The organism is Paenibacillus farraposensis, from assembly GCF_020736845.1.
Classification (GTDB): Bacteria; Bacillota; Bacilli; order Paenibacillales; family Paenibacillaceae; genus Paenibacillus; species Paenibacillus farraposensis.
Genome location: NZ_JAFFQR010000101.1, coordinates 1 through 20,093, shown reverse-complemented (window position 1 = coordinate 20,093; position 20,093 = coordinate 1). Strand labels below are relative to the sequence as shown.

23 protein-coding genes and 1 riboswitch are annotated in these 20,093 nt (G+C 47.2%); of the genes, 2 read left to right on the top strand and 21 right to left on the bottom strand.

Annotated features, from left to right (window positions below; all coding sequences use genetic code 11):
• Nucleotides 1–18: 18 nt before the first annotated feature.
• The 10 genes from purR to JO375_RS15980 all read right to left on the bottom strand — a co-directional run bounded on the left by purR (nucleotide 19) and on the right by JO375_RS15980 (nucleotide 9,395).
• A complete protein-coding gene (gene purR / locus JO375_RS16025; RefSeq protein ID WP_229525405.1) occupies nucleotides 19–858 on the bottom strand; it encodes a pur operon repressor in 840 nt (279 codons plus the stop codon).
• A gap of 181 nt (nucleotides 859–1,039) precedes the next feature.
• Nucleotides 1,040–1,894 carry a 4-(cytidine 5'-diphospho)-2-C-methyl-D-erythritol kinase gene (gene ispE / locus JO375_RS16020; protein ID WP_229525404.1) on the bottom strand — a complete coding sequence of 285 codons (855 nt, stop codon included), beginning with the start codon at nucleotides 1,892–1,894 and terminating at the stop codon, nucleotides 1,040–1,042.
• Nucleotides 1,895–2,037: 143 nt separating this feature from the next.
• A complete protein-coding gene (locus tag JO375_RS16015) occupies nucleotides 2,038–2,217 on the bottom strand; it encodes a small, acid-soluble spore protein, alpha/beta type (RefSeq protein WP_229525403.1) in 180 nt (59 codons plus the stop codon).
• Between the two features lie 164 nt (nucleotides 2,218–2,381).
• Entirely contained in the window at nucleotides 2,382–2,663 is a 282-nt protein-coding gene (veg, locus tag JO375_RS16010) for a biofilm formation stimulator Veg (RefSeq protein WP_229525402.1), read from the bottom strand.
• 200 nt (nucleotides 2,664–2,863) lie between these two features.
• Nucleotides 2,864–3,760, bottom strand: coding sequence for a sporulation peptidase YabG (yabG, locus tag JO375_RS16005; protein WP_229525452.1), 897 nt, complete (start codon nucleotides 3,758–3,760; stop codon nucleotides 2,864–2,866).
• A 55-nt stretch (nucleotides 3,761–3,815) separates the two neighbouring features.
• On the bottom strand, nucleotides 3,816–4,700 hold the full coding sequence (gene rsmA / locus JO375_RS16000) for a 16S rRNA (adenine(1518)-N(6)/adenine(1519)-N(6))-dimethyltransferase RsmA (RefSeq protein WP_229525401.1): 885 nt from the start codon (nucleotides 4,698–4,700) through the stop codon (nucleotides 3,816–3,818).
• A 6-nt stretch (nucleotides 4,701–4,706) separates the two neighbouring features.
• Nucleotides 4,707–5,252 (bottom strand): ribonuclease M5, encoded by a 546-nt coding sequence (rnmV, locus tag JO375_RS15995; RefSeq protein WP_229525400.1) that lies wholly within the window; start codon nucleotides 5,250–5,252, stop codon nucleotides 4,707–4,709.
• Nucleotides 5,253–5,398: 146 nt separating this feature from the next.
• Nucleotides 5,399–6,544 carry a 3D domain-containing protein gene (locus JO375_RS15990; protein WP_229525399.1) on the bottom strand — a complete coding sequence of 382 codons (1,146 nt, stop codon included), beginning with the start codon at nucleotides 6,542–6,544 and terminating at the stop codon, nucleotides 5,399–5,401.
• 272 nt (nucleotides 6,545–6,816) lie between these two features.
• Nucleotides 6,817–7,097: riboswitch (cyclic di-AMP (ydaO/yuaA leader) on the bottom strand.
• A gap of 201 nt (nucleotides 7,098–7,298) precedes the next feature.
• Nucleotides 7,299–8,069 carry a TatD family hydrolase gene (locus JO375_RS15985; RefSeq protein ID WP_229525398.1) on the bottom strand — a complete coding sequence of 257 codons (771 nt, stop codon included), beginning with the start codon at nucleotides 8,067–8,069 and terminating at the stop codon, nucleotides 7,299–7,301.
• A 42-nt stretch (nucleotides 8,070–8,111) separates the two neighbouring features.
• Nucleotides 8,112–9,395: an HD domain-containing protein gene (locus JO375_RS15980; RefSeq protein WP_229525397.1), complete on the bottom strand. Its 1,284-nt coding sequence runs from the start codon at nucleotides 9,393–9,395 to the stop codon at nucleotides 8,112–8,114.
• A gap of 330 nt (nucleotides 9,396–9,725) precedes the next feature.
• On the opposite strand from JO375_RS15980, the gene JO375_RS15975 reads away from it, so the two are divergent.
• Complete coding sequence (locus JO375_RS15975) at nucleotides 9,726–9,980, top strand: AbrB/MazE/SpoVT family DNA-binding domain-containing protein (protein WP_007428005.1); 255 nt, start codon at nucleotides 9,726–9,728, stop codon at nucleotides 9,978–9,980.
• Between the two features lie 124 nt (nucleotides 9,981–10,104).
• Here the strand turns inward: JO375_RS15975 and rsmI are convergent, their stop codons facing one another.
• From rsmI to JO375_RS15925, 10 genes are all read right to left on the bottom strand, one after another.
• Nucleotides 10,105–10,986: a 16S rRNA (cytidine(1402)-2'-O)-methyltransferase gene (gene rsmI, locus JO375_RS15970; RefSeq protein ID WP_229525396.1), complete on the bottom strand. Its 882-nt coding sequence runs from the start codon at nucleotides 10,984–10,986 to the stop codon at nucleotides 10,105–10,107.
• Complete coding sequence (locus JO375_RS15965; protein WP_229525395.1) at nucleotides 10,983–11,738, bottom strand: tRNA1(Val) (adenine(37)-N6)-methyltransferase; 756 nt, start codon at nucleotides 11,736–11,738, stop codon at nucleotides 10,983–10,985. The genes rsmI and JO375_RS15965 overlap by 4 nt, the downstream gene beginning before the upstream one ends.
• 90 nt (nucleotides 11,739–11,828) lie before the next feature.
• Nucleotides 11,829–12,203, bottom strand: coding sequence for a DNA replication initiation control protein YabA (gene yabA, locus JO375_RS15960; protein WP_229525394.1), 375 nt, complete (start codon nucleotides 12,201–12,203; stop codon nucleotides 11,829–11,831).
• Nucleotides 12,204–12,230: 27 nt separating this feature from the next.
• Nucleotides 12,231–13,031 (bottom strand): PSP1 domain-containing protein, encoded by an 801-nt coding sequence (locus tag JO375_RS15955; RefSeq protein ID WP_229525393.1) that lies wholly within the window; start codon nucleotides 13,029–13,031, stop codon nucleotides 12,231–12,233.
• Between the two features lie 137 nt (nucleotides 13,032–13,168).
• Nucleotides 13,169–14,164 (bottom strand): DNA polymerase III subunit delta', encoded by a 996-nt coding sequence (gene holB, locus JO375_RS15950; RefSeq protein ID WP_229525392.1) that lies wholly within the window; start codon nucleotides 14,162–14,164, stop codon nucleotides 13,169–13,171.
• 205 nt (nucleotides 14,165–14,369) lie between these two features.
• A complete protein-coding gene (locus JO375_RS15945; RefSeq protein WP_229525391.1) occupies nucleotides 14,370–14,813 on the bottom strand; it encodes a YaaR family protein in 444 nt (147 codons plus the stop codon).
• 196 nt (nucleotides 14,814–15,009) lie between these two features.
• Nucleotides 15,010–15,339, bottom strand: coding sequence for a cyclic-di-AMP receptor (locus tag JO375_RS15940; RefSeq protein ID WP_229525390.1), 330 nt, complete (start codon nucleotides 15,337–15,339; stop codon nucleotides 15,010–15,012).
• A gap of 71 nt (nucleotides 15,340–15,410) precedes the next feature.
• Nucleotides 15,411–16,058 (bottom strand): dTMP kinase, encoded by a 648-nt coding sequence (gene tmk / locus JO375_RS15935; protein ID WP_229525451.1) that lies wholly within the window; start codon nucleotides 16,056–16,058, stop codon nucleotides 15,411–15,413.
• Nucleotides 16,059–16,161: 103 nt separating this feature from the next.
• Nucleotides 16,162–17,745 carry an aminotransferase class I/II-fold pyridoxal phosphate-dependent enzyme gene (locus JO375_RS15930; protein ID WP_229525389.1) on the bottom strand — a complete coding sequence of 528 codons (1,584 nt, stop codon included), beginning with the start codon at nucleotides 17,743–17,745 and terminating at the stop codon, nucleotides 16,162–16,164.
• Nucleotides 17,746–17,890: 145 nt separating this feature from the next.
• Nucleotides 17,891–18,076 carry a sigma factor G inhibitor Gin gene (locus tag JO375_RS15925; protein ID WP_229525388.1) on the bottom strand — a complete coding sequence of 62 codons (186 nt, stop codon included), beginning with the start codon at nucleotides 18,074–18,076 and terminating at the stop codon, nucleotides 17,891–17,893.
• A gap of 399 nt (nucleotides 18,077–18,475) precedes the next feature.
• On the opposite strand from JO375_RS15925, the gene JO375_RS15920 reads away from it, so the two are divergent.
• Nucleotides 18,476–19,003 (top strand): hypothetical protein, encoded by a 528-nt coding sequence (locus JO375_RS15920; protein ID WP_229525387.1) that lies wholly within the window; start codon nucleotides 18,476–18,478, stop codon nucleotides 19,001–19,003.
• A gap of 371 nt (nucleotides 19,004–19,374) precedes the next feature.
• On the opposite strand, the gene JO375_RS15915 is transcribed toward JO375_RS15920, so the two are convergent.
• Complete coding sequence (locus JO375_RS15915; RefSeq protein ID WP_229525386.1) at nucleotides 19,375–19,794, bottom strand: hypothetical protein; 420 nt, start codon at nucleotides 19,792–19,794, stop codon at nucleotides 19,375–19,377.
• Between the last annotated feature and the right edge of the window lie 299 nt (nucleotides 19,795–20,093).

Genomic DNA, 20,093 nt, shown 5'->3' with positions numbered 1-20,093 from the left:
GTGATGAATTGTGACAATTTATTGCCCTGTCAAGTCATCAAAATAATTCCCCAGCCTGACTATAATTTGTTTGCTGCGAGAATCGACCGCAGTCAGATTAGCCAGTGAAATATAATCGTGCAACAGGCGCTCCTCGTTCTCCACCTCGCCCGATTCTACCAATACACCTACTCCAGCTACCTCGGCATCAAACTCGGTCAGTAGATCGACCATTCCCTGAATCGTTCCGCCTGCCTTCATAAAATCATCTACGATAAGCACACGCGATTTCTCGCGCAGCGCACGTCTGGATAAGGACATCGTATGCAGGCTCTTTTGCGATCCTGAAACATAGTTAATACTTACAGCCGAGCCTTCGGTCACCTGATGGTCACGCCGTACAAGAACAACAGGCAAATTCAATTGCGCTCCGGTCGCATAGGCGAGTGGAATCCCCTTGGTCTCTACCGTCATCACCACATCAATCTGGCGGTTGGCAAAAGCAGTTGCAAATATTTTGCCAGCTTCGTTCATCATGGCCGGTTGGCCCAACAAATCAGACAGATACAGATATCCTCCCGGCAATATGCGATCAGGCTGCTCCAATTGCGTACACAGATCGTTCGCAAACGCAAGCGCGCGCGCTCTGGAGAGCTTAGGGATGAGCTTGACGCCCCCTGCCGCTCCTGCAAGCGTCAGAAGCTCGCCAATCCCCTCATCCTCGAATACTTCCTTGATAATGGCCAGATCCTCGCTTATAGATGACTTGGCCGCCCCATAGCGATCCGCAAAATGAGTAAGAGGCACCAGCGTATGCGGCTGTGACAACAAAAATTGCGTCATTTCCACCAATCGTGAGCTTCTTTTAAGTTTCTTCACAACAATTCCTCGCGATCTATTATCCTGCCGCCCGCTTTGTACAAGAAAGCACCGGCGGACTGGCCGGTTGCTGGCGGAATGTAAGTGATATAGTAAAATCCGAATATTTAATAGTAAATATATCATCTTCGTACGTATTTGTACAACAATTACCACTATAATCAGCAAAAAATAATTAAAATCAGGTCAAAAGTCGTACTGCATACACATCTTTACAAAAACCTCTCAGGCCGTTGTAAATCCGCGGCACCTTCGCCTCCTTCGATACCAGTCCAAACACGGTAGGTCCGCTGCCTGACATCAGTACACCATCCGCTCCCAACCGAATCATGGAGTTTTTGAGATGCTCCACTTCCGGATAGAGCTTCAGCGTTACCTCCTCCAGTACGTTCCCCAGTGTGCTGCACACCTCGGTAAACGAGGCGTTCCGGATCGCACTCTCCATCTGCTGGGCAGACGGGTGACGCGTGATCTGATCGGCTTTGACACGTCCATACACTTCTGCAGTCGATACATTAATCGGCGGCTTGGCAAGAATCACCCAGCATTGGGGCGGGTTCGGCAGCGGCTTGAGCAATTCTCCGCGACCGCTCGCTAAAGCTGTACCCCCTGTAATACAGAAAGGCACATCTGAGCCCAGCTCAGCACCCAGCGCTCTCAATTCCGCATCCGAAATACCAAGCTTCCACAGCCTATTCAATCCGCGCAATGCTGCGGCGGCGTCACTGCTCCCGCCCGCCAATCCTGCCGCTACCGGGATATGCTTATCCAAATGGATATGCACGCCCCTAGACACGTTATAACGTTCCTTGATCAGACGTGCCGCCTGAAAGGCCAAATTCTTTTCATCCAACGGTATGTACCCGGCTTGGCTTGAAATAATAATGGTGTCACGCGGTAACTCGGACATCGTCAAACGGTCGGACAGATCGACCATCGTCATGATCATTTCGACCTCGTGATATCCGTCATTCCGCTTATGTAAAACATCAAGCATTAAATTGATTTTCGCCGGTGCTTTTTCGTATATTTTCAAGGCGTTCACCCACCTTCAACTTTTCCCTCAAGACAGCTTAACATATTATATCAGACTCGGCCTATCAAGTCATGAGGTACAAAAAAGCGGAGACTACCCGGTATACACCGGATATCCCCGCCTTTTCATAGCACCATTGATGGTTATGATTTGCGGGAAGCCGCCTGCTCCGCAAGCTGAATAGCCCGCTTGACCATATTGCCCGCGTCTTTGGCCTTAATGCCTCCCCAGCCCTCTTCCTTGATCGTATCGTAAAACCCGAGATCTTTGGCCAGCTCGTACTTCAGCTCCTCTGACATGACACTCCGTCTTCTTCGGCTCATGCATACGCCTCCTTCGGCAATGGAATAAGGAAGATCATTCCCAAGCCTTAGTATGTGCAGAATATCATGCTTCATCCCGCTCTGCATATACAAAACGGCCCCGTCATTTGGAATGACGAAGCCGCCGCTAAACCTGCAACGCTGGTATAAATTACGTAAAACCTTTAAGGTGTTTCAAAATACTCGACTACACCTGCACGGGAGTCGGGATCATATACAGTGACTTCCACCGACTCGGTAAGAATGTCAGCATAGCTATAGGAGACACGTTTAAACGTTTGTTGCTCCTGATCCAGCTTGACGATAAAAACAGAAGGGTACGTTTCTTCTAAGACACCAGTTCGTTCGACGGTCTTACGGCGTCCGCCGTTAGCCCGCAGCAAAATTTTTTGCCCTACATGTGCGTCGAGACTGCGTTTGATCTCCAACAGCGTATTTTTAGCCATTGCCTAACGACCACCTCTTTCCTTGTCCATTATAACGAATTTTAGAGGGATTGTCAAATCAAGCTAAATATTATATCAACACGAAAAATAAGTTGTCAATTATTTTTTTTCGAACAGAAATGATTTGTATAAAATGACAAAAGGCCCCTGAAATCAGAGGCTTTAGGCTTTAGATATTTTCTATTTAGCGCGCTGAAATTTTAGATGGCGGAAGGTGTTACTTTAAGAGTTGACAAATTTTCAAGCTTCGGCAGGCCGATACGATAACTTCCCCGCGTCTCGATGCCACCCACTCCGCGGCTGCCGCTGATCGTCTGGTGAAACAGGTCACCCATATTGATCGTATCTCGAATGGACGTAAAGGCCGCCTTGGCAGCCACGTAAACCGGGTCCAGCGCGTGAATCAGGATTCGCCCCGGGGAACTGGCAAAGTTCGCTCCCGCTCGCAGCAGTGCCTCAAAGTGGGACTGGCATGCACCGGCTACAATCGTCAGCGAATCCAGATGACGTTCATATTGTCTCGCCACCTGAATCGCCGCCACAAAATTTTGCGAATTTTTATAGCTTTTCAGACTATATAAGTCATAAGGTTGCGGCTGCTTTAATACACCATCGTGTCCGGTAATGACTACGATATCCGGACGGATGCGAGGAAGCAGCCGGTACAACGTATCGGCCATCGCCGATTCATGAACATGGTGTCCCTCTGCGGGAACACGGAGCTGCTCGTATAGGCTGAGACACTTTTTCAAGTAACCGGGGTCTCCATCCAGATGAAGCACCCTCCCGGGCATTTCAAAGTACGTCGACTCCACTGGATCACTCCACTCTCCGATCAGAGCGGCCTGACTCCGGGCAGCTTGCCGCTGCCTTGCCTGCTGCAGCAGATGAAGAGACTCGCCAGCCTTAATATGGGCCTGCTGAGCCTTACCGCTAACCTGGTCCGCAGGCACCTTGACCAGATCGTCCACCGGGGAGTCGGCGAGCAGTCGAAATTCCGTCCCCTTAATGATCGCTTTATCCCGCTGGATGTCCTCAATGCGAAACGTGACATCTCCGCCATACGATTTTCGAACGACCAAGTCTCCTAAAATCATCACACTGTATCACCCCTCCTATATCGTATGGGTGAATGCACAGTTTGGTTCCAACTTAGGAAATCCCAGCCTCCAGCAGGACGGCGCTAAGACGCGCAAATTCCTCGATGCTTAGCGTTTCGCCCCTGCGAGAGGGTTCAATGCCGGCTTGATCCAGCAACGGCTCCAGCATGCCCCTGTTCTCTTTGGTGAAGAAGCGGCTTTTCAAATTATTGGAGATCGTTTTGCGGCGCTGGGCAAAAGCAGCATGAATCACTTCAAAGAAGTGCTTCTCATCCCTGACCTCTACCGGAGGAGTCTCCCGCACACGCAGACGAATCACAGCCGAATCTACATTTGGCTGGGGAATAAATACCGTATTCGGCACAGTGCAGACCAGCTCAGGCTCGCTATAATACTGCACCGCAATGCTCAGGCTGCCATAGTCCTTCGTCCCAGGAGATGCAGCCATACGCTCAGCCACTTCCTTTTGGATCATGACGACGATATTCTCAAGGGGGAGCCTGTCCTCCAGCAGCCTCATCAAAATCGGTGTAGTCACGTAATACGGCAGGTTAGCGACGACACTCACTTTACTGACCTCTGCAAAATCGGAGGCGAACACCTCGTTCAGGTCCAATTTCAACACATCCCCGTGACGCACCTTCACATGCTCATAAGGAGCCAGCACTTCTTCGAGAATAGGCAGCAGCCGCTGATCAATCTCAACGGCAGTAACGACCTTGGCTGATTGCGCCAGCTTTTCGGTCAACGCACCAATTCCTGGACCGATTTCGAGCGCACCCTTGGTGTGATCCAATCCGGCAGCACTCACAATCTTGTTCAGAATATTTTGATCAATGAGAAAATTTTGTCCCAAACTCTTTTTGAACGAAAAACCGTGTCGCTGAATAATCTCCTTCGTGCGCCGCGGTGTTGCTATATCTTGAATCCCTGTCATACGGTATCACAATCCTTCACTTTCGATTTGTGCCAGCGCACCGGCAAATTCCTCACGGCTGATCTGGAATACAGCGAGCCGTTTATGCAGCTGCTTTCCGTTACAATAGCCAATCCCCAGCACATTGCCGAGCGCCATACGGCGTGCTGCAGCATTCGGGTGGGTGATAAGTCCGGCGTCAATCAGATCGGCCCACTCAATCAGCGGATCGGCCCCTTCCACCGTTGTATGTACCCGTGCGAGAGCCTGTCTGATGGCCTCCGGGGAGGCATTTTCCACCCCAATATCTCCTTTACGCGTCGCTTCCGCCTCTGGAATAAAGGCCTGCTTGCAGCCGGGTACCTTGGACGCGATAATTTTGCGGATGCGCTCCCCTGCATGATCGGGGTCGGTCAAAATAATGACCCCCCGCCGCTCCTGCGCCAATGCAATTTTACGCAGCGTCATTTTATTAATGGCAGAGCCGCCCGTTTCGATTGTATCCGCTTCGACAGCACGGCGAATAGCTACCGTATCATCCCGGCCCTCTACTACGATCACTTCCTTGATCATTTGCATTTCCCTCCACCGCTACACAGCAAGCTATATTTATCTTTCCCTGTTTTTGAAAACAAAATAAGAAGAGGATATCCTCTTCTTAGCATGGCATTACTATGATGTTAATACTATCGCATTGTCCTGAATATACACAACCCGTTTTAGTTGATTTCAGGCTTTACCGGTCCGATTACATACACGGTTTTACCATACTTGCGGCCAAATTGATTAGCCCGGCTCAAACTCTCATAATACACATCGATTTTGTGGCCTTTAATAGCGCCACCGGTATCCTCCGCCCGGCGGAAGCCTACCCCCTCAATATACACCCACCAGCCGATTGGAATTATGCTTGGATCGACAGCAATGGTCCGTCCTTCCGTGACACGTGTACCGGAAGCGGTACGTGTGCCGATACCCGCCTCTTGTGAGGAATACGCCGTCATGGAGAAGTTCTGCAATACTTTGCTGTATTTAAAATTCACACCAGCTTTACGAACTGCATTGCCCGAACTCACTCGCGTTGCCTTGGCGGTATCTGGACTGACAGAAGCAGCCAGAACGACCGGCTTTTTCTTTGTTCCTATCGCAATTACCTTATCCACACGCTTCTGCGTGACTTCCTTGTTGATCAGCTGCTTGGATACCAATTTTCCGTCATGGTATATCTTCTGGACACGCTGAACGACAACGCCCGATTTCCCGCTTTGGAGGACCCGATTGTCGCCTTTATAAAGACTCGGATCGGACGTTTTGATGACCTGATAAGGCACCTGTTTTTTCTGTTCGACTTGCTGCTTCTTCACACGTACGATTTTTATGTGCATGTTAGACGAAACAGAAGCACCAAGCGCAGGGTAAACCTTGTCATTTGACGATAATTTATAGCCCGAAGTGCGGATAGCACCCTCTACTGTATTTTCTGTTGTGTACAACTTTTTCGTCTCATTGCCTGAGGTAACTTTGACTTGATTGGCACGCTTGATGATTACGCGATCCCCATCCTTTATTGCTCCGTTCACCGGCATGGAAATTGTATCATGCGGCTGTAGTGAAATCGAATGCTCATTGAGCAAATTTTGGAGCTTGGATTCCCGGGTTTCTACCGCAGATGCCTTACCGTCGATGACAAAAAAGACCTGTTTCTTGGATTGGGTGTACATCAGAATTGAAATCATAATCGTTAGTGCAATTAGAAAAATGGCAACCAAACCAGCCTGGCGCACATTCTCCTTCTTCCAACGTAATACGTAAGACATGCTGGATGAGCGTGACTCATGGGTCTCCTTTTTTCGGAAAATGCCCATTTCCTCCGTCCTCCTTACATAGCCCGCCGTCTAGAGTAAGACATAGATGAGGTTTGACGTGACTATAACAGATTTTCTACAAGACAAGCCCATACTACGGCTGTCCTGCACCATGTACCCGTCTTCGCGACATGCTGTCCTCCTCTGTTTAACCACAGTATGATGACAGATTTCCTTTTATTCACAAACAAAAAAAGCCAGAGAAAGAGACTAGAGAGCTCTTTCGTGGCTTCCGGCATGTAGTGAATATGCGGAAAAATCATGCACGAGATGGCTTCTCTCTTGTTACGCTTACGGGGTTAGCTGTCGGGTTCGGACGTAGAGAGTCGCCCTAGTTTGGGTCAGCCGCTCATGGCGGTTGCCTTTACATTCACCCCGAAGACCCAGAAAGAAATCGAAATATGGCTTCTCCACCTGATCTATCCCATTCGGGAAAGTGTTGCGGTCGAGCCGACTGGCGAAAGAGACAAACCCCTTCGTCCTCTTGTGCCGGACTTGCAGTAAGCCATACCGGTTCCCCCGTTCCCTGTTTGGGACTCAGCGAGACTGGTTCATGAAATGAGTTGTTGGTGTTTACATTCCAGCAACAATTCACTGAAAAGATGATATCCTGTTTCTATGCATGTTGTAAAGCAGGTTTCAAGTACATTTTTTAAAATATTCGGTTAAAAAAATGTAATATTCTCTAGTTTTCTGTATCAAATTTATGATTAGCTCCGTCTATCTCTTTATTTTGATTGGTTTCTTCTCTTTTTCACCGAATGTTAAATCGTTCCAATGCATTTTGGGTCGTTATGGCTACCATTTCCTCCACCGTAATCCCCTTGATTTGGGCAGCAGCCTCTGCCACCAGCCTCACATGTGCAGACTCGTTTCGTTTGCCACGAAATGGGTGAGGTGTCAGATAAGGTGCGTCCGTTTCAATGAGCAAGCGATCCAGTGGAACCTGCGCGAGCACCTCTTTAGGCTGCTTTGCATTTTTGAACGTAATCGGCCCGCCGAAGGAAACGTGAAAGCCCATACCCAGCACCATTTTGGCTGTCTCCCAGCTTCCTGAGAAGGAGTGCATGACTCCACCTACCTCACTCGCTTTTTCCTCACGTAAAATCTTAATCATATCTTCATGGGCATCCCGGTTATGAATCACAATAGGCATGTTCAGCTCCCGAGCCAGACCAATCTGGCTTCGAAGCACTCGGTGCTGTACATCCTTCGGGGATGTATCCCAATAATAATCCAGACCAATCTCCCCAATGGCTACAACTTTTTTGTGACTGCATAACGATGCAATCCACTCTAGATCGCCCTCCTGCATTGTAATGGCGTCCACAGGATGCCATCCGACTGCCGCATAAATAAAATCATACGTCTCGGCCAATTTCATCGTAGATGGAATCGTCTCACGATTAAATCCGATATTAATCATCCGGGTTACTCCGGATTCGACAGCGCGTGCTATAACTTCTTCACGGTCTTCGTCAAATTGCGGCGCATCCAAGTGAGTATGAGTGTCGAATAAATCCAAGGTTCTTATCTCCTTTTTTTACTTTCATTGTTATACAATTGTCTATTGTTTGACAAAATAATTCCTTATTTCGGCAGGCAGCCTGTCTTTTACCGCATTCCATTTATTTTGGGGATAATACATATGATACTTGCCGCGGTGAATGCCACTAATCGAGCGCACAATTTCCGAAACTTCAGAAATCTCTTTCACCTCACCCTGACGTCCAAGCAGCAAAATCTGGTTGTCGGTCGACCCGCCCTTCCGAAACACATCATAAGGAAGATCTGTCGGAAAATCAATTTCAAGATCGTATTCCGGGTGCAAACCAGCCTCAGCCAAAGCTCTTCGAATGCTGTCAATCGTATCGGTATCCATCGTTTCGATCTCTACATATTTATACAATTTACGATCCATAAAACGAGCACTCAAATCGCTTAAAATGCCATCCTTTTCCCGTTTCCACTGGCCGAATACCGTCTGAATTAGAGACTCATCCAGCATCAAATATTGCTCTACCGTGAGGTCTCCCTTCAGAAGATCCGGAAGCGGGTCCAACAGAAAACCAAACTCATATCCGTTTTTAAACAGTTCCTTCGCCCGCTTGAAAATTTTCCGTAAAAGGATTTCCGAACTGCGTGTTACAGGATGGAAATAAATTTGCCAGTACATCTGATAGCGTGACATCAAATAATCCTCAACCGCATGCATGCCTGACTCCTTTACGACGATTCTTCCATTATGAGGGCGCAGCAGCCGTAAAATACGATCCAGATCAATGGTTCCATAATTGACACCTGTCGAATGAGCATCCCGCAGCAGATAATCCATACGGTCGGCATCCAGCGGACTTGTTACCAGATTGACAACGATTGGCTTGTCATACGTCTTGGCAATAACTGCAGTTACCTTTTGCGGAAGCTCCTCATCGACCTGCCGGAGCACAGCATTAATTTTGGTATCGCCCAGTACAATGCGGCACGTCCAGTCCTCATGGTTCATATGGAAAGCTTCCTCAATAGAGTGGGAAAATGGACCGTGCCCCACATCATGCAGCAGAGCGGCGCACAAAGCAACCAGCCTTTCCTCCTTGGGCCAATCGGGAAAATCGCCATGCTCAAATTGGGAAATAATACGCCGCGTAATTTCGTAGACGCCCAATGAATGCGAAAAACGGCTATGCTCTGCTCCATGGAACGTGAGATACGATGTGCCCAACTGCCGGATGCGTCGTAAACGTTGGAACTCCGGCGTATTGATCAACCGCCAAATTACAGCATCCTGAACATGGATATAGTTATGTACCGGATCCTTAAAAACTTTTTCTTCACTGAGTGACTGGTGCAAGATATCAGCTCCTTTAATATTCGGAATAATGGGTTAAAATACAATAAAATCCTAAACGTTTTCCCTCATTCGACATTATTTGTCGCAAAATGTCGAATTATAGTTTTTATACATTTCCAAATCGACAAATGTGAATAAAACAAGTTAAAAATAAAAATTCACACACATCAAGCTCTTTAATCTAAATATTTTTGCATAATCGGTCTGTTACTACATTTTTAAGGTTGACTGTTTTGGGAATCGTTGGTATAGTAATTATCAGAAAAGAGAAAATTTTGTCGAATCATGACACTTAACTTATTTTAAATGGCGAGAGGAGCCTGATTTATTATGATGAAATCCACAGGTATTGTAAGAAAAGTTGATGAACTCGGACGTGTCGTTATTCCAATCGAATTGCGTCGTACTCTGGGAATCGGAGAGAAAGACGCTTTGGAAATTTACGTTGATGGCGAGCGAATCATGCTTAAAAAATACGAGCCTGCTTGTATCTTCTGCGGTAATGCTGAGAACGTAATTTACTTCAAAGGGAAAATTGTTTGCCAAGATTGCATTTCTGAAATTCCAACACCTGTGACAAACTGAGATTTTTAGTATATAATAGACTTATCAGAGATTGTTAATTCTAACCTTTTTCATATATACTCCTTGTTGCCTTCCACGGTTTGAACCCAACCGTTGGAAGGCCCTTTTTTGTGTGGACAGGTATTCACAGCAGTGCGTTATATACATCCCTCTTGGAAATCGAGCGGTCTGTCGCTGTGCGCTTCATCGCCTCCTTGCGTGTAAGGCCCTCTGCTTCGTAGTGAGCGACGTGGTCCTCCAAGGATAAGGACTGCCACCATGCCTGACGCTCCTGCTCTTCCTCCGCTTCGTTCTTTCCCTCAACCACCACACAATATTCGCCAATCGGTGGATGCTCCTCCAGTTTTGCAAGGCATTGCTCGACTGATCCCCTTACCCATTCCTCATGCAGCTTGGTCAGCTCGCGCGCAAGCACCACTCTCCGCGATCCCAAAGTTTCCTTTAACACCGTCAGCGTCTTCACAATACGATGCGGCGATTCATAAAAAAGGATCGTGCCGTGAGATGCTTGAAACGATTGCAGCAGCTTCTCCAGGTCCTTTTTATCCCGTGGCGGAAATCCGACGAAGGTGAACCTCTCCGTATCCAGCCCAGAGGCAATTAACGCGGACAAAGCTGCATTCGCTCCCGGGATAGGAATGACGCTAATTCCCGCTTCCAGCGCCAGCTTGACCAAATCTGACCCGGGGTCCGAAATGGCTGGTAAACCTGCATCACTGACCAACGCCAAATTTTTTCCTTCTATTATATACCTGATTAATTCAGGCCCGCTAGCAGCCTTATTATGCTCATGATAACTGAAGAGCATGTCCGGCGTGATATCAAAATGTGTCAGTAATTTGCGTGTCTGCCGCGTGTCCTCTGCCGCTATAATACTGCACGATTTTAAGGTATTAATCGCCCTGAAGGTCATATCGTCCAAATTCCCAATCGGTGTTGCCACCAGATACAGCTTGCCCCGTTCTTCCTCGCTGGCATTAAAGCTTTTTTGTACAGCTGCTTTCACACTGAATCCTCCTTGCTTACTTCCCCATAGATATCCCTTATTTCCTGAGTATAATTCCCATCTTCCTGATATACAATGAGCGGTGGCAACAGACGGACATCTGGCTTACCGTCACGCAACGCTTCGATCAGTACCATATTGGCCTCCATATGAGCCCGTGGGTGAACAAAACGAATTCGCTTCGGCTCCAGACTGTGCGCACGCATCAGAGATATAATCTCACCCAACCGCTGCGGCCGATGAACCATGGACACTTTGCCTCCGTTGCGAACCAACCGGGTACACGCCTGTATAACCTCTTCCAGTGTACAGCTAATTTCATGACGAGCAATGGCCTGGTGAGGGTTGACCTTCAAATCACTGCCGTTTAAAGGCATATAGGGAGGATTCACCGTAATGGCATCATAAGCGCTGTGACCCGTAATTTGAACCAGTTCACGCAGATCGCCTTCCCGAATCTGAATTTTTCCCTCCAATCCATTCAGGCTGACACTCCGTCTGGCCATATCCGCCAGGCGCGGCTGAATCTCAATTCCTTCAATATTTGCTTGGGTTCGCGTCGTGAGCAGCAAAGGAACAACCCCATTGCCGGTGCAGAGGTCCAAAATCTTTCCCCGCTGCGGAATACCGGCAAACCGTGCCAGCAAGACCGCATCCATTGAGAAGCTGAACACCTCGTCACTTTGAATAATACGCAGATGATGTGTAAGCAGATCATCAATTCGTTCAGAATTTTTTTCATTTTCGTACATAATGCTCTCCTATCTCTTTTAACCAGAATCCCTCTTTATTCATACTTCCTTACAAAAAAGCCGTAGGCATCTTACTCCTACGGCTTGTTTTTATTTATTCAAAAAAGACAGACAGAAGAGGCAATCGCCTTCCGTGCGCAAATGTCCGTAATACACGTTGCATATATGAAATCCTTCATGATACAGCCTTGCCAGATTGTCGTAGCCTTCGCCCACGACCTCGCCCGTTTCCTCTTCATTCTTAATGACGATGGGAGGAGGGAGCTTCGGCTTGCTTGCCGGCCTTTCTTCTCCAGAGGTTTCACGCTTAAGCATCTTGCGCACCTGTTCGTTTTCAATCGTTAGTCGTTGATTTTCCTCTAGCAGCTCTTTTATTGCCAGCTTCAATTCACCCAGATCGCTATACAACTGTCCCATTTGGGTTTCCATTTCGTGAATACGCGCAAAAACATTTAATTTATCCAAGTTTCCACCCCGAAGCAACCTAATGGTTTACTTGACGACTACATCGTCCATTGGAAGTTCCTTGACCTTGCCGATCTCAAACAATTGAACATGCACCATACGATGACCTGTATTTACGCCTACAACTTTACCTTCTCCCATAGAGGTGATCACTAGCTTACCCACCTGTGGGAGTTCTTCCTTTACGCTCTCGTAGTTATCATGTTCGAACTTGAGACAGCACATCAATCTTCCGCACAACCCGGAAATCTTTGTCGGATTCAGCGACAAGCTCTGATCCTTCGCCATCTTGATAGATACCGGGTCAAAATCTCCCAGCCATGAGGAACAGCACAAAATACGTCCACATGGTCCGATTCCGCCAAGCATTTTAGCCTCATCCCGTACCCCGATCTGCCGCAGCTCAATCCGTGTACGAAAGATACTGGCCAAATCCTTTACAAGTTCTCGAAAATCCACCCGGCCCTCTGCCGTAAAATAAAAAATGATCTTATTGCGGTCAAATGTAAATTCCACATCAACCAGTTTCATTTTAAGGCCATGGTCTTTAATTTTATTTAAACACGTACCGAATGCATCTTTGGCCGCCAATTTATTCTCTTCTACAACAAGAGCGTCATCATCTCCGGCAATACGAATCACTTTCTTTAACGGCAGGACAACATCGGAGTCATTGACTTCTTTTTTGCCCACCACAACCTTGCCATATTCAATACCGCGCGCGGTCTCTACAATGACGCAGTTTTCTTTCTCCACTGGAAGATCCAGCGGATCGAAATAATAAGTCTTGCCCGCCTTCTTGAAACGGACACCCACTACACTATACAAAAATTAACCCCCTTGTATGCCACTAAACCTCATTTGAAGCCGACATTGTACGAATGGCCGCAATTGAAGTCTCACTGTCGCACAAACCGGGAACCTGGCGTCGCGGTTGTGCAGAGTGGAACAAGCGCGCCTTCCTGTTAGACGGTGATTGAACCGCTTGTATCGGACAAGCCAACCAGAAGCTGCTCCACGCATAATTGTCCATTGACGTTAAAACGCAGCTTCTTCCTGCAGTTCGCCGCCAAATCCATATAAGAGACCCATTGTTCCGTGCTGCGGGTGATTGCCAATTTGGAGACGGACTCCAAATGATCTATGAAAACAATGCTTTCGTGCCTTCCGTAACGGAAATGAAGCATATCTCTAAACCACAAATGAAACAGATGAAACAGAGTATCCAGGTGTTCAGAAAGTCCAGTTTTAAAAATCTTCTGTTGAGCCAGTATAATGGAAGAACTCCCCCGGCTCATGGACTCCTTCACTAATTGTAACACTACGTTTCTAATTTCTGCAAACCAATTCTGCTGGAGAATTTCTCTACATGCTTCCAGTCCCGAAGCGATATGAACCACCGAACGGACAAGGGCTGTCGTATAGCCTTCCCCAATCAGCTCCTGCATCATCACTTCCGGGTGTAAAGCATGGAAAGGAACCATCTGCGTCCGCGATTGGATCGTAGGCAGCAACGCCTGTCCATTTTGGGAAATGAGTATGCCGACCACCGGCAGCTGAGGCTCCTCCAGAAACTTAAGCAGGCTGTTTGCAGCTTGCACTGTCATGGTATCCGCTTGCTGAACGATATATACCTTCGGATTGGAGTTTTCCGATTTGTAAGAGAATAAACGTTGCAACCCGCGAATTTGGTCAATTTTAATCGAAGCTCCATCCGGCTCTACAATATGCAAATCCGGGTGATTCCCGTGCTCTACCTTACGACACGACAAACACTCTCCACACGCATCATCCGTCCGTTGCTCACAAAATAAAGCCTTGGCAAAGGTCTGGGCCATCTTCATTTGCCCACTTCCTGGCGGTCCGCTAAAAACATATGCATGGCTGACCGTATGATTTCGCAGCGCGCTTTGCAGCATTTTTTTGGCTATATCCTGCCCCATTATCTGTTGGAATGACATAATTCCTCACTTTCTCCACTAAAAACAACTGTCAATCATCGGCAAATCGTTGTTTCACCGGGCAACTTTGTTGCTGTTTTTCATCTTGACACCTGCGTCTGTCCACATGCACTTCATAGTCAAAAATAATCTGCCAGCATGGTTAGCAAGCAGATTATTCTTCGTGGCAACAGCCCGTTGTATTCATCTATAACATAAGTCGACATTAAAACGAGAGATTAATCAGCAAACCCCTTATTTCACCGACTCCCTGCAAAAGCTCAATCTTGCCCTGCTCGGTCTCAAGCAGCTCATCCGCCATCTTGAGCAATATCTCATCCACCTGATCAATCAGCTTATAACGCTTGCTGCGCCCCCGGCGATCCCAGCCCTTCGTATCCTTCATGGACACACCTCGACGAACCGTATCCTCCAGAAAACGTTTGACCAGCATCTTATAGGCCTTCAGCTCACGAATCGTCATTGAGCGTGCAAGACGATCTCCCTGCATTTGAATTTCCTTAAAACGCCGGTTCAATTCCTGCTGTGATGCTTGCTCCCCATTTTGCTGCATAACATCGGAAAAACTCTTGGCCTGAACCGGCTTCGTGTTCATTTCATTTGTAGACAATGTGCTTTGTAAAGGGCGATAGCCCGGATTTATTTTCATATAAACCTGCTTTCTCCCCGGATGCTTCCACTTTCTCCCCTCTTACAGTTCAATGCAGGAACTTGGGGGTCCGATCGGCTTTCCAGGGACTGCGCTTTGGCGCGGCCGTTGTAGTGGATCTGTCCTCACCCCCATCATGCGGGCAAGAAACAGCATTTCCCTATCATATCGGCAGAATAGGTCCTATTGTGTAGATTCAGAAATGCTCGAAACGGTCTACAGGCATCACAAATACCGTAGCTCCACCCACCTGCACTTCAACAGGCAACGGCAGATAGGAGTCCGTCGTACCACTCATAGGGGTAACGGGCGTGACCAGCTGTTCACGAACCTTGCAACTGCTGCGAATGACATTCATCAAAGCATCTACCTGATTGTCATCAACACCGATCATAAACGTCGTATTACCTGCACGCAGAAATCCCCCTGTGCTCGCCAATTTGGTAGCACGGAAATTAGCTTTTACCAGTCCGCTGGATAATCTGTTACTATCCTTATCCTGTACAATCGCAATAATCAGCTTCATCCTGTATCCTCCTTCAAGCCATATTAGGGACAAGCTTCCCTAACCCAATTTTACCGTATATCCTTCGGCAATTACACGTTAAAATTTTGAATGAAACGCTTTTTCAGCAAATCCTTCAATACATGCTCTACCTGTTCCGGCACAGGAGATGCATCGACAACCGTAATTCGCTCCGGAAATTGACGGGCCAGCTCCAGATAGGCCTCTCTCACCTTATGGTGAAACGATATACTTTCCATATCGAGGCGATCCATTCCCTCTCCCCGTGAGGCATTAATTCTTGCCAATCCCAGCTCGGGTTCGATATCGAGATAAAATGTAGCATCCGGCTCCCAATCATCGACCGCAAAACGATTAATTGAGGCAACCTCTTCTATGCCGATTCCTCTTGCAAATCCTTGATAGACCAGGCTGCTATCCACAAAACGATCACATAATACGATTGCCCCCTGTTCAATGGCCGGTTTCACTTTCTCCACCAAATGCTGACGCCGGGCCGCCGCATATAAAAGCGCCTCTGTCCGGGGGTCCATACTGGTATGGGCTGGGTCTAAAATGATAGAACGAATCTTCTCAGAAATTTCAATGCCGCCCGGCTCCCGCGTCGTGACGACCGGATAGCCTTCTTCCTCCATAAACTTGGCCAGCCGCTCGATCATAGTTGTTTTACCGGAGCCATCTCCCCCCTCCAGCGTAATAAAAATACCTTTGCGATTCATATCATTCCCTGCTTTCCAGCCTGAAAAATAAAAGTTACCACAGGCTCGTATGCTTCTTTTTTTCAATCTCTTGTATTTGTTAAGTCTCTTGTCCATCTAATCTTTATTTTAAACGATATACCCGAATCGTAAGCATACTTTCATCTGCTACTCCTTGCCACTTGGCTCCCAGCTTACATAGACGTGTCATCCGCAGCGCGTGCTCCTCTGTGATGGTCTCTCCTGCATATAGCAAAGGAATACCTGGAGGATACGGGATAATCATTTCCGCAGCTACCCTGCCGGCCGAGCCCTCTACAGGCACGACCTCGATCTGATCTGGTTGAATCGGTTGAAGCCCAAACTGCACCGGATTAGAGAAAGCGTTCATGCCATTATTGTTCCACGTGGAAAAATCCGAATCCGGGACATGCGGCTCCATTCCAGCAGAACCTGGATCAACAGCCGCCTTTTTAAACCTCATATCATTATTTATATGCACAAGTGCCTGTAACAGGTGATTCGCATCCTTAACCATAGAGCCCAACGTAAACAGTAAAACAACGTGCTTCTCGTCACTCATCTCAGGAATACAGCCGTAAGCCTCCATCTCATGCTTGAGTCCAAAGCCATCTAATACACCCAACGTATCATACAGCACCATTTTAAAAGGATCCTGTGTCGAATATCCGCTGCTCTTCTCCCTGCTCTCATCTAGATCTTTCGAGACAGCCTCTGAAACGTTATTTCTTCGTTCCGATTGCGGTACTGGCTCTACCAAGCGGAAGCGTGGAAGCTGCTCCAGCCCCTTTCTAAAAGCATCTGCCGCCGCCAATCCCTCCGTAAAAGCATCCTCCCCGTGAACGTCGATATGCTGTCTAGCCAAATCCAGCGAGGCCATGATTGGATACGAAGGGCTTGAGCTTTGTACCATAGCTAACCGTTGACGCAGCAGCTCCCGATGGATTCGCTCGCCTTGCACATGTAGCATGGCTCCCATGGTCATGGCTGAAAGCATTTTATGTGTCGATTGAACGACAACATCAGCTTCACAAGAGAGCGCAGAGGCTGGCAAACGAGGATGCAGCCCGTAATGAGCGCCGTGCGCCTCGTCTACCAATAGCGGCACACAGGCTGCATGGCAGACATCAGCTGTTGACTTCAGGTCATATCCCATCCCATAGTAGTTAGGAAGCGCAAGCAGCACTCCTTTGGCCGAGGGATAGGCCTTTAGCGCAGCTTTTACCGTCTCCGCTGATGGAGCAACCGCCAGCCCGCTAAGCGTATCTATTTCGGGCTCCAGGAACACCGCAGCAGCTCCTGACAGCATAAGGCCATTCAATACAGACTTATGTACATTTCGCTGTACCAGCAGTAAATCTCCCGGATTTGTACATACAGTCAAAATCATAGCCAAATTACCGGCCGTGCTTCCTCCAACCAGCCAGAAGCTCTCCTCCGCACCAAAACATTTCGCAGCCAGCTCCTGTCCTTCACGAATCACGTCTTCAGGGTGATGCAAATCATCTAGTCCTGTAATTTCCGTCCCATCAATGGACATCACTTCTTGCAGAAGAGACGCGATATCTTCATCCTTATATACTTGTCCATTCTTATGACCCGGTACATGAAAAGAAGCATTACCCTGATCCCGGTAACGTATCAGAGCCTCCATTAATGGTGCATGTGCCGCCTTTTTCCCCATCATTCTGCAATCCTTCCGAAACAAAGCTTTATATCTACCCTATTTTATCGTAAAATCAAACGGAATCCTACTTTTACACGCAGAAAAAAGGCCCGTATCGACAGACCTTGGAATGCCAATCCTTCAGAGACGAGCTGATAAAGGATTATTATGCATTTTTCTGAACCCAAATCTGCTTCAGTTGATCGATAAAAAAATGATATTTGGCGTCTGTTGCATCTGTGTGCACCATTTCAGCTTCACATGCATCGCAGATAAACTCAGAGACGATAAAAATGCCTTCATGCTTGTGCTGGCTGCATATAATGCAGCGGTAGCCGTTTTGTTCATGCATATCCATCCCACCTTGTTTCTTTTACTATTAGTATGGGTCACTGTCTACTATTTTAAACCTTTTCATAGCCCAACTTTACGACATACCCTATATATATTCTCTCTGGGCCCTTATGGTGTTTGTACGCGCCGTATGTTTAAAAAACAGCCGCCTATGCCGATATAAAAAGAAAAGCTCCTATGTATGGATACCCTTTCATGGGAGCCTGGTACCTTTTATTAGCATAACTTTTCCTCTAAATTAGAGAATGGGCTAACTAACACTAGATGTCGATCATTCTGCACTTTTACAAACGACTGGGGAATTATTTAAAGTGGCATGAGCAAAGCATCGTCCCTCTCTCCGACTGGGGACAGCGAGCCACTTGTGGTGCAGTAGATTAATGAAAGGACTGTTTGCATGGTAGAGGAAACCGGAACCAAAGCTACCTACTATCACTACAAGCTTATTAAAAAAATCAGTATACCGCGTCAGCTGATATGGAGCCACATCTCACTGTCTGTCATTATGCTTCTCTTCTTGCTTCTTGCCTTTTCCTGGACCAGCATATTTTTGTTTGCCCTGGCCTTTTTCTTGACCCTATGGGTACACTTCGTAATTTCCCGTTCTGTCCTATTCATCGGCCGCGGAACAGCTTTCCGCAAACGTTGGACATTTCACCGCAAGCTGCCTTGGCTGGGTTATATGACAGACCAGTACATAAGCTACGGTATCTTTCGTCGTGTACACATACATACACTCTGGATCGGTATCTGCTTGTCAGCTGTATTCATATTTTGGTCTCCGCCAGCCTTTACCGTATCCTTGCTTTTCTGGCATCTTTGGCTTATTGGGCCGCGTCTATACATTCTGAGCCGGCTTACAGGCGAGAGAAAAGACGGCATGTTGAAATTCACCGATGAAGAGGCCTCCTATTATCAACAGTAAATCTTGCTATTCATCTAATCATATGGATATAATTCCCAAACCCGTCTTATCCCTAATGATCTATGTAAAAAGGAGCAACCCTAATATGGTTGCTCCTTTTTTTACACTAACATCAAGAACTGCCTATACTCTTTCGTGGAGTCGGTCCCCTCATCTGCATCCTCATCAACAAAGAAAATTGCACCTGTACATAACTATATAAAAGGAATCCACTCCTCTACTTCAACAGCAGTTTTGAGTGCTTCCTAACCTGATCTCTTTCATCTAACATTATATACAGCATTCCATCTGTTATGTTTTCGAGCTAAGAATGGCCTCCGACAAATCCTGGGATGCATGCCCTTGCACATCCTTGTAAAAAACATGCCCTATTAATTAAGGTCTACACTTTTGCTCTTTACAGCAGCCTTTCCATCTTTCGGAACCAACACAGTAAAAGAACCATCATGAACAGACAAATGCACCATATGTTTATTTTTCTGGAATACCTTCTGATTAGAAGTTGATAAACTCGGTTCCTCTGTCCAGCCCCAAGCTGCAATCTCCTCCAGATAAGGAGCAGGCAAGCTATCACTTTCCTTTAGCGCTGGCAGGGCATAGCGGACATAGTCCATATCCGAATTACTGCTGGCCCGATCCGTTTTACTAGCTTCTTTGGGAACCGGAAACGTCTTTTCGTTAGCCGCACCCTCAAATGATGTCCAAGAAGGTTCCTCTTCCACGCACCCGGTAAGAATCGCGACAGCGACACTGAATAGCACCAATAGAGCAAGCCATTTATTCCGCCGCATGATCTTCCCTCCTTACCAGCCTGATTGACTATACAAATTCCACGATAGGAAGTTGCATAATTCTGCAATAATGCAGCGTGTGTGTATGGGATTCAATACCTATTATACAGGGTTTGCCCTTACATTCCGTAACAAAAATGTTACCTTCCTTTTGTAAGGGTATTTCTAAAATATACGTATATGTAAAAGAGGACCACAATCTCATCGAGATCATGATCCTTTTTACTTGTTGCTTGGCAACGTCCTACTCTCCCAGGACCCTGCGGTCCAAGTACCATCGGCGCTGGAGGGCTTAACGG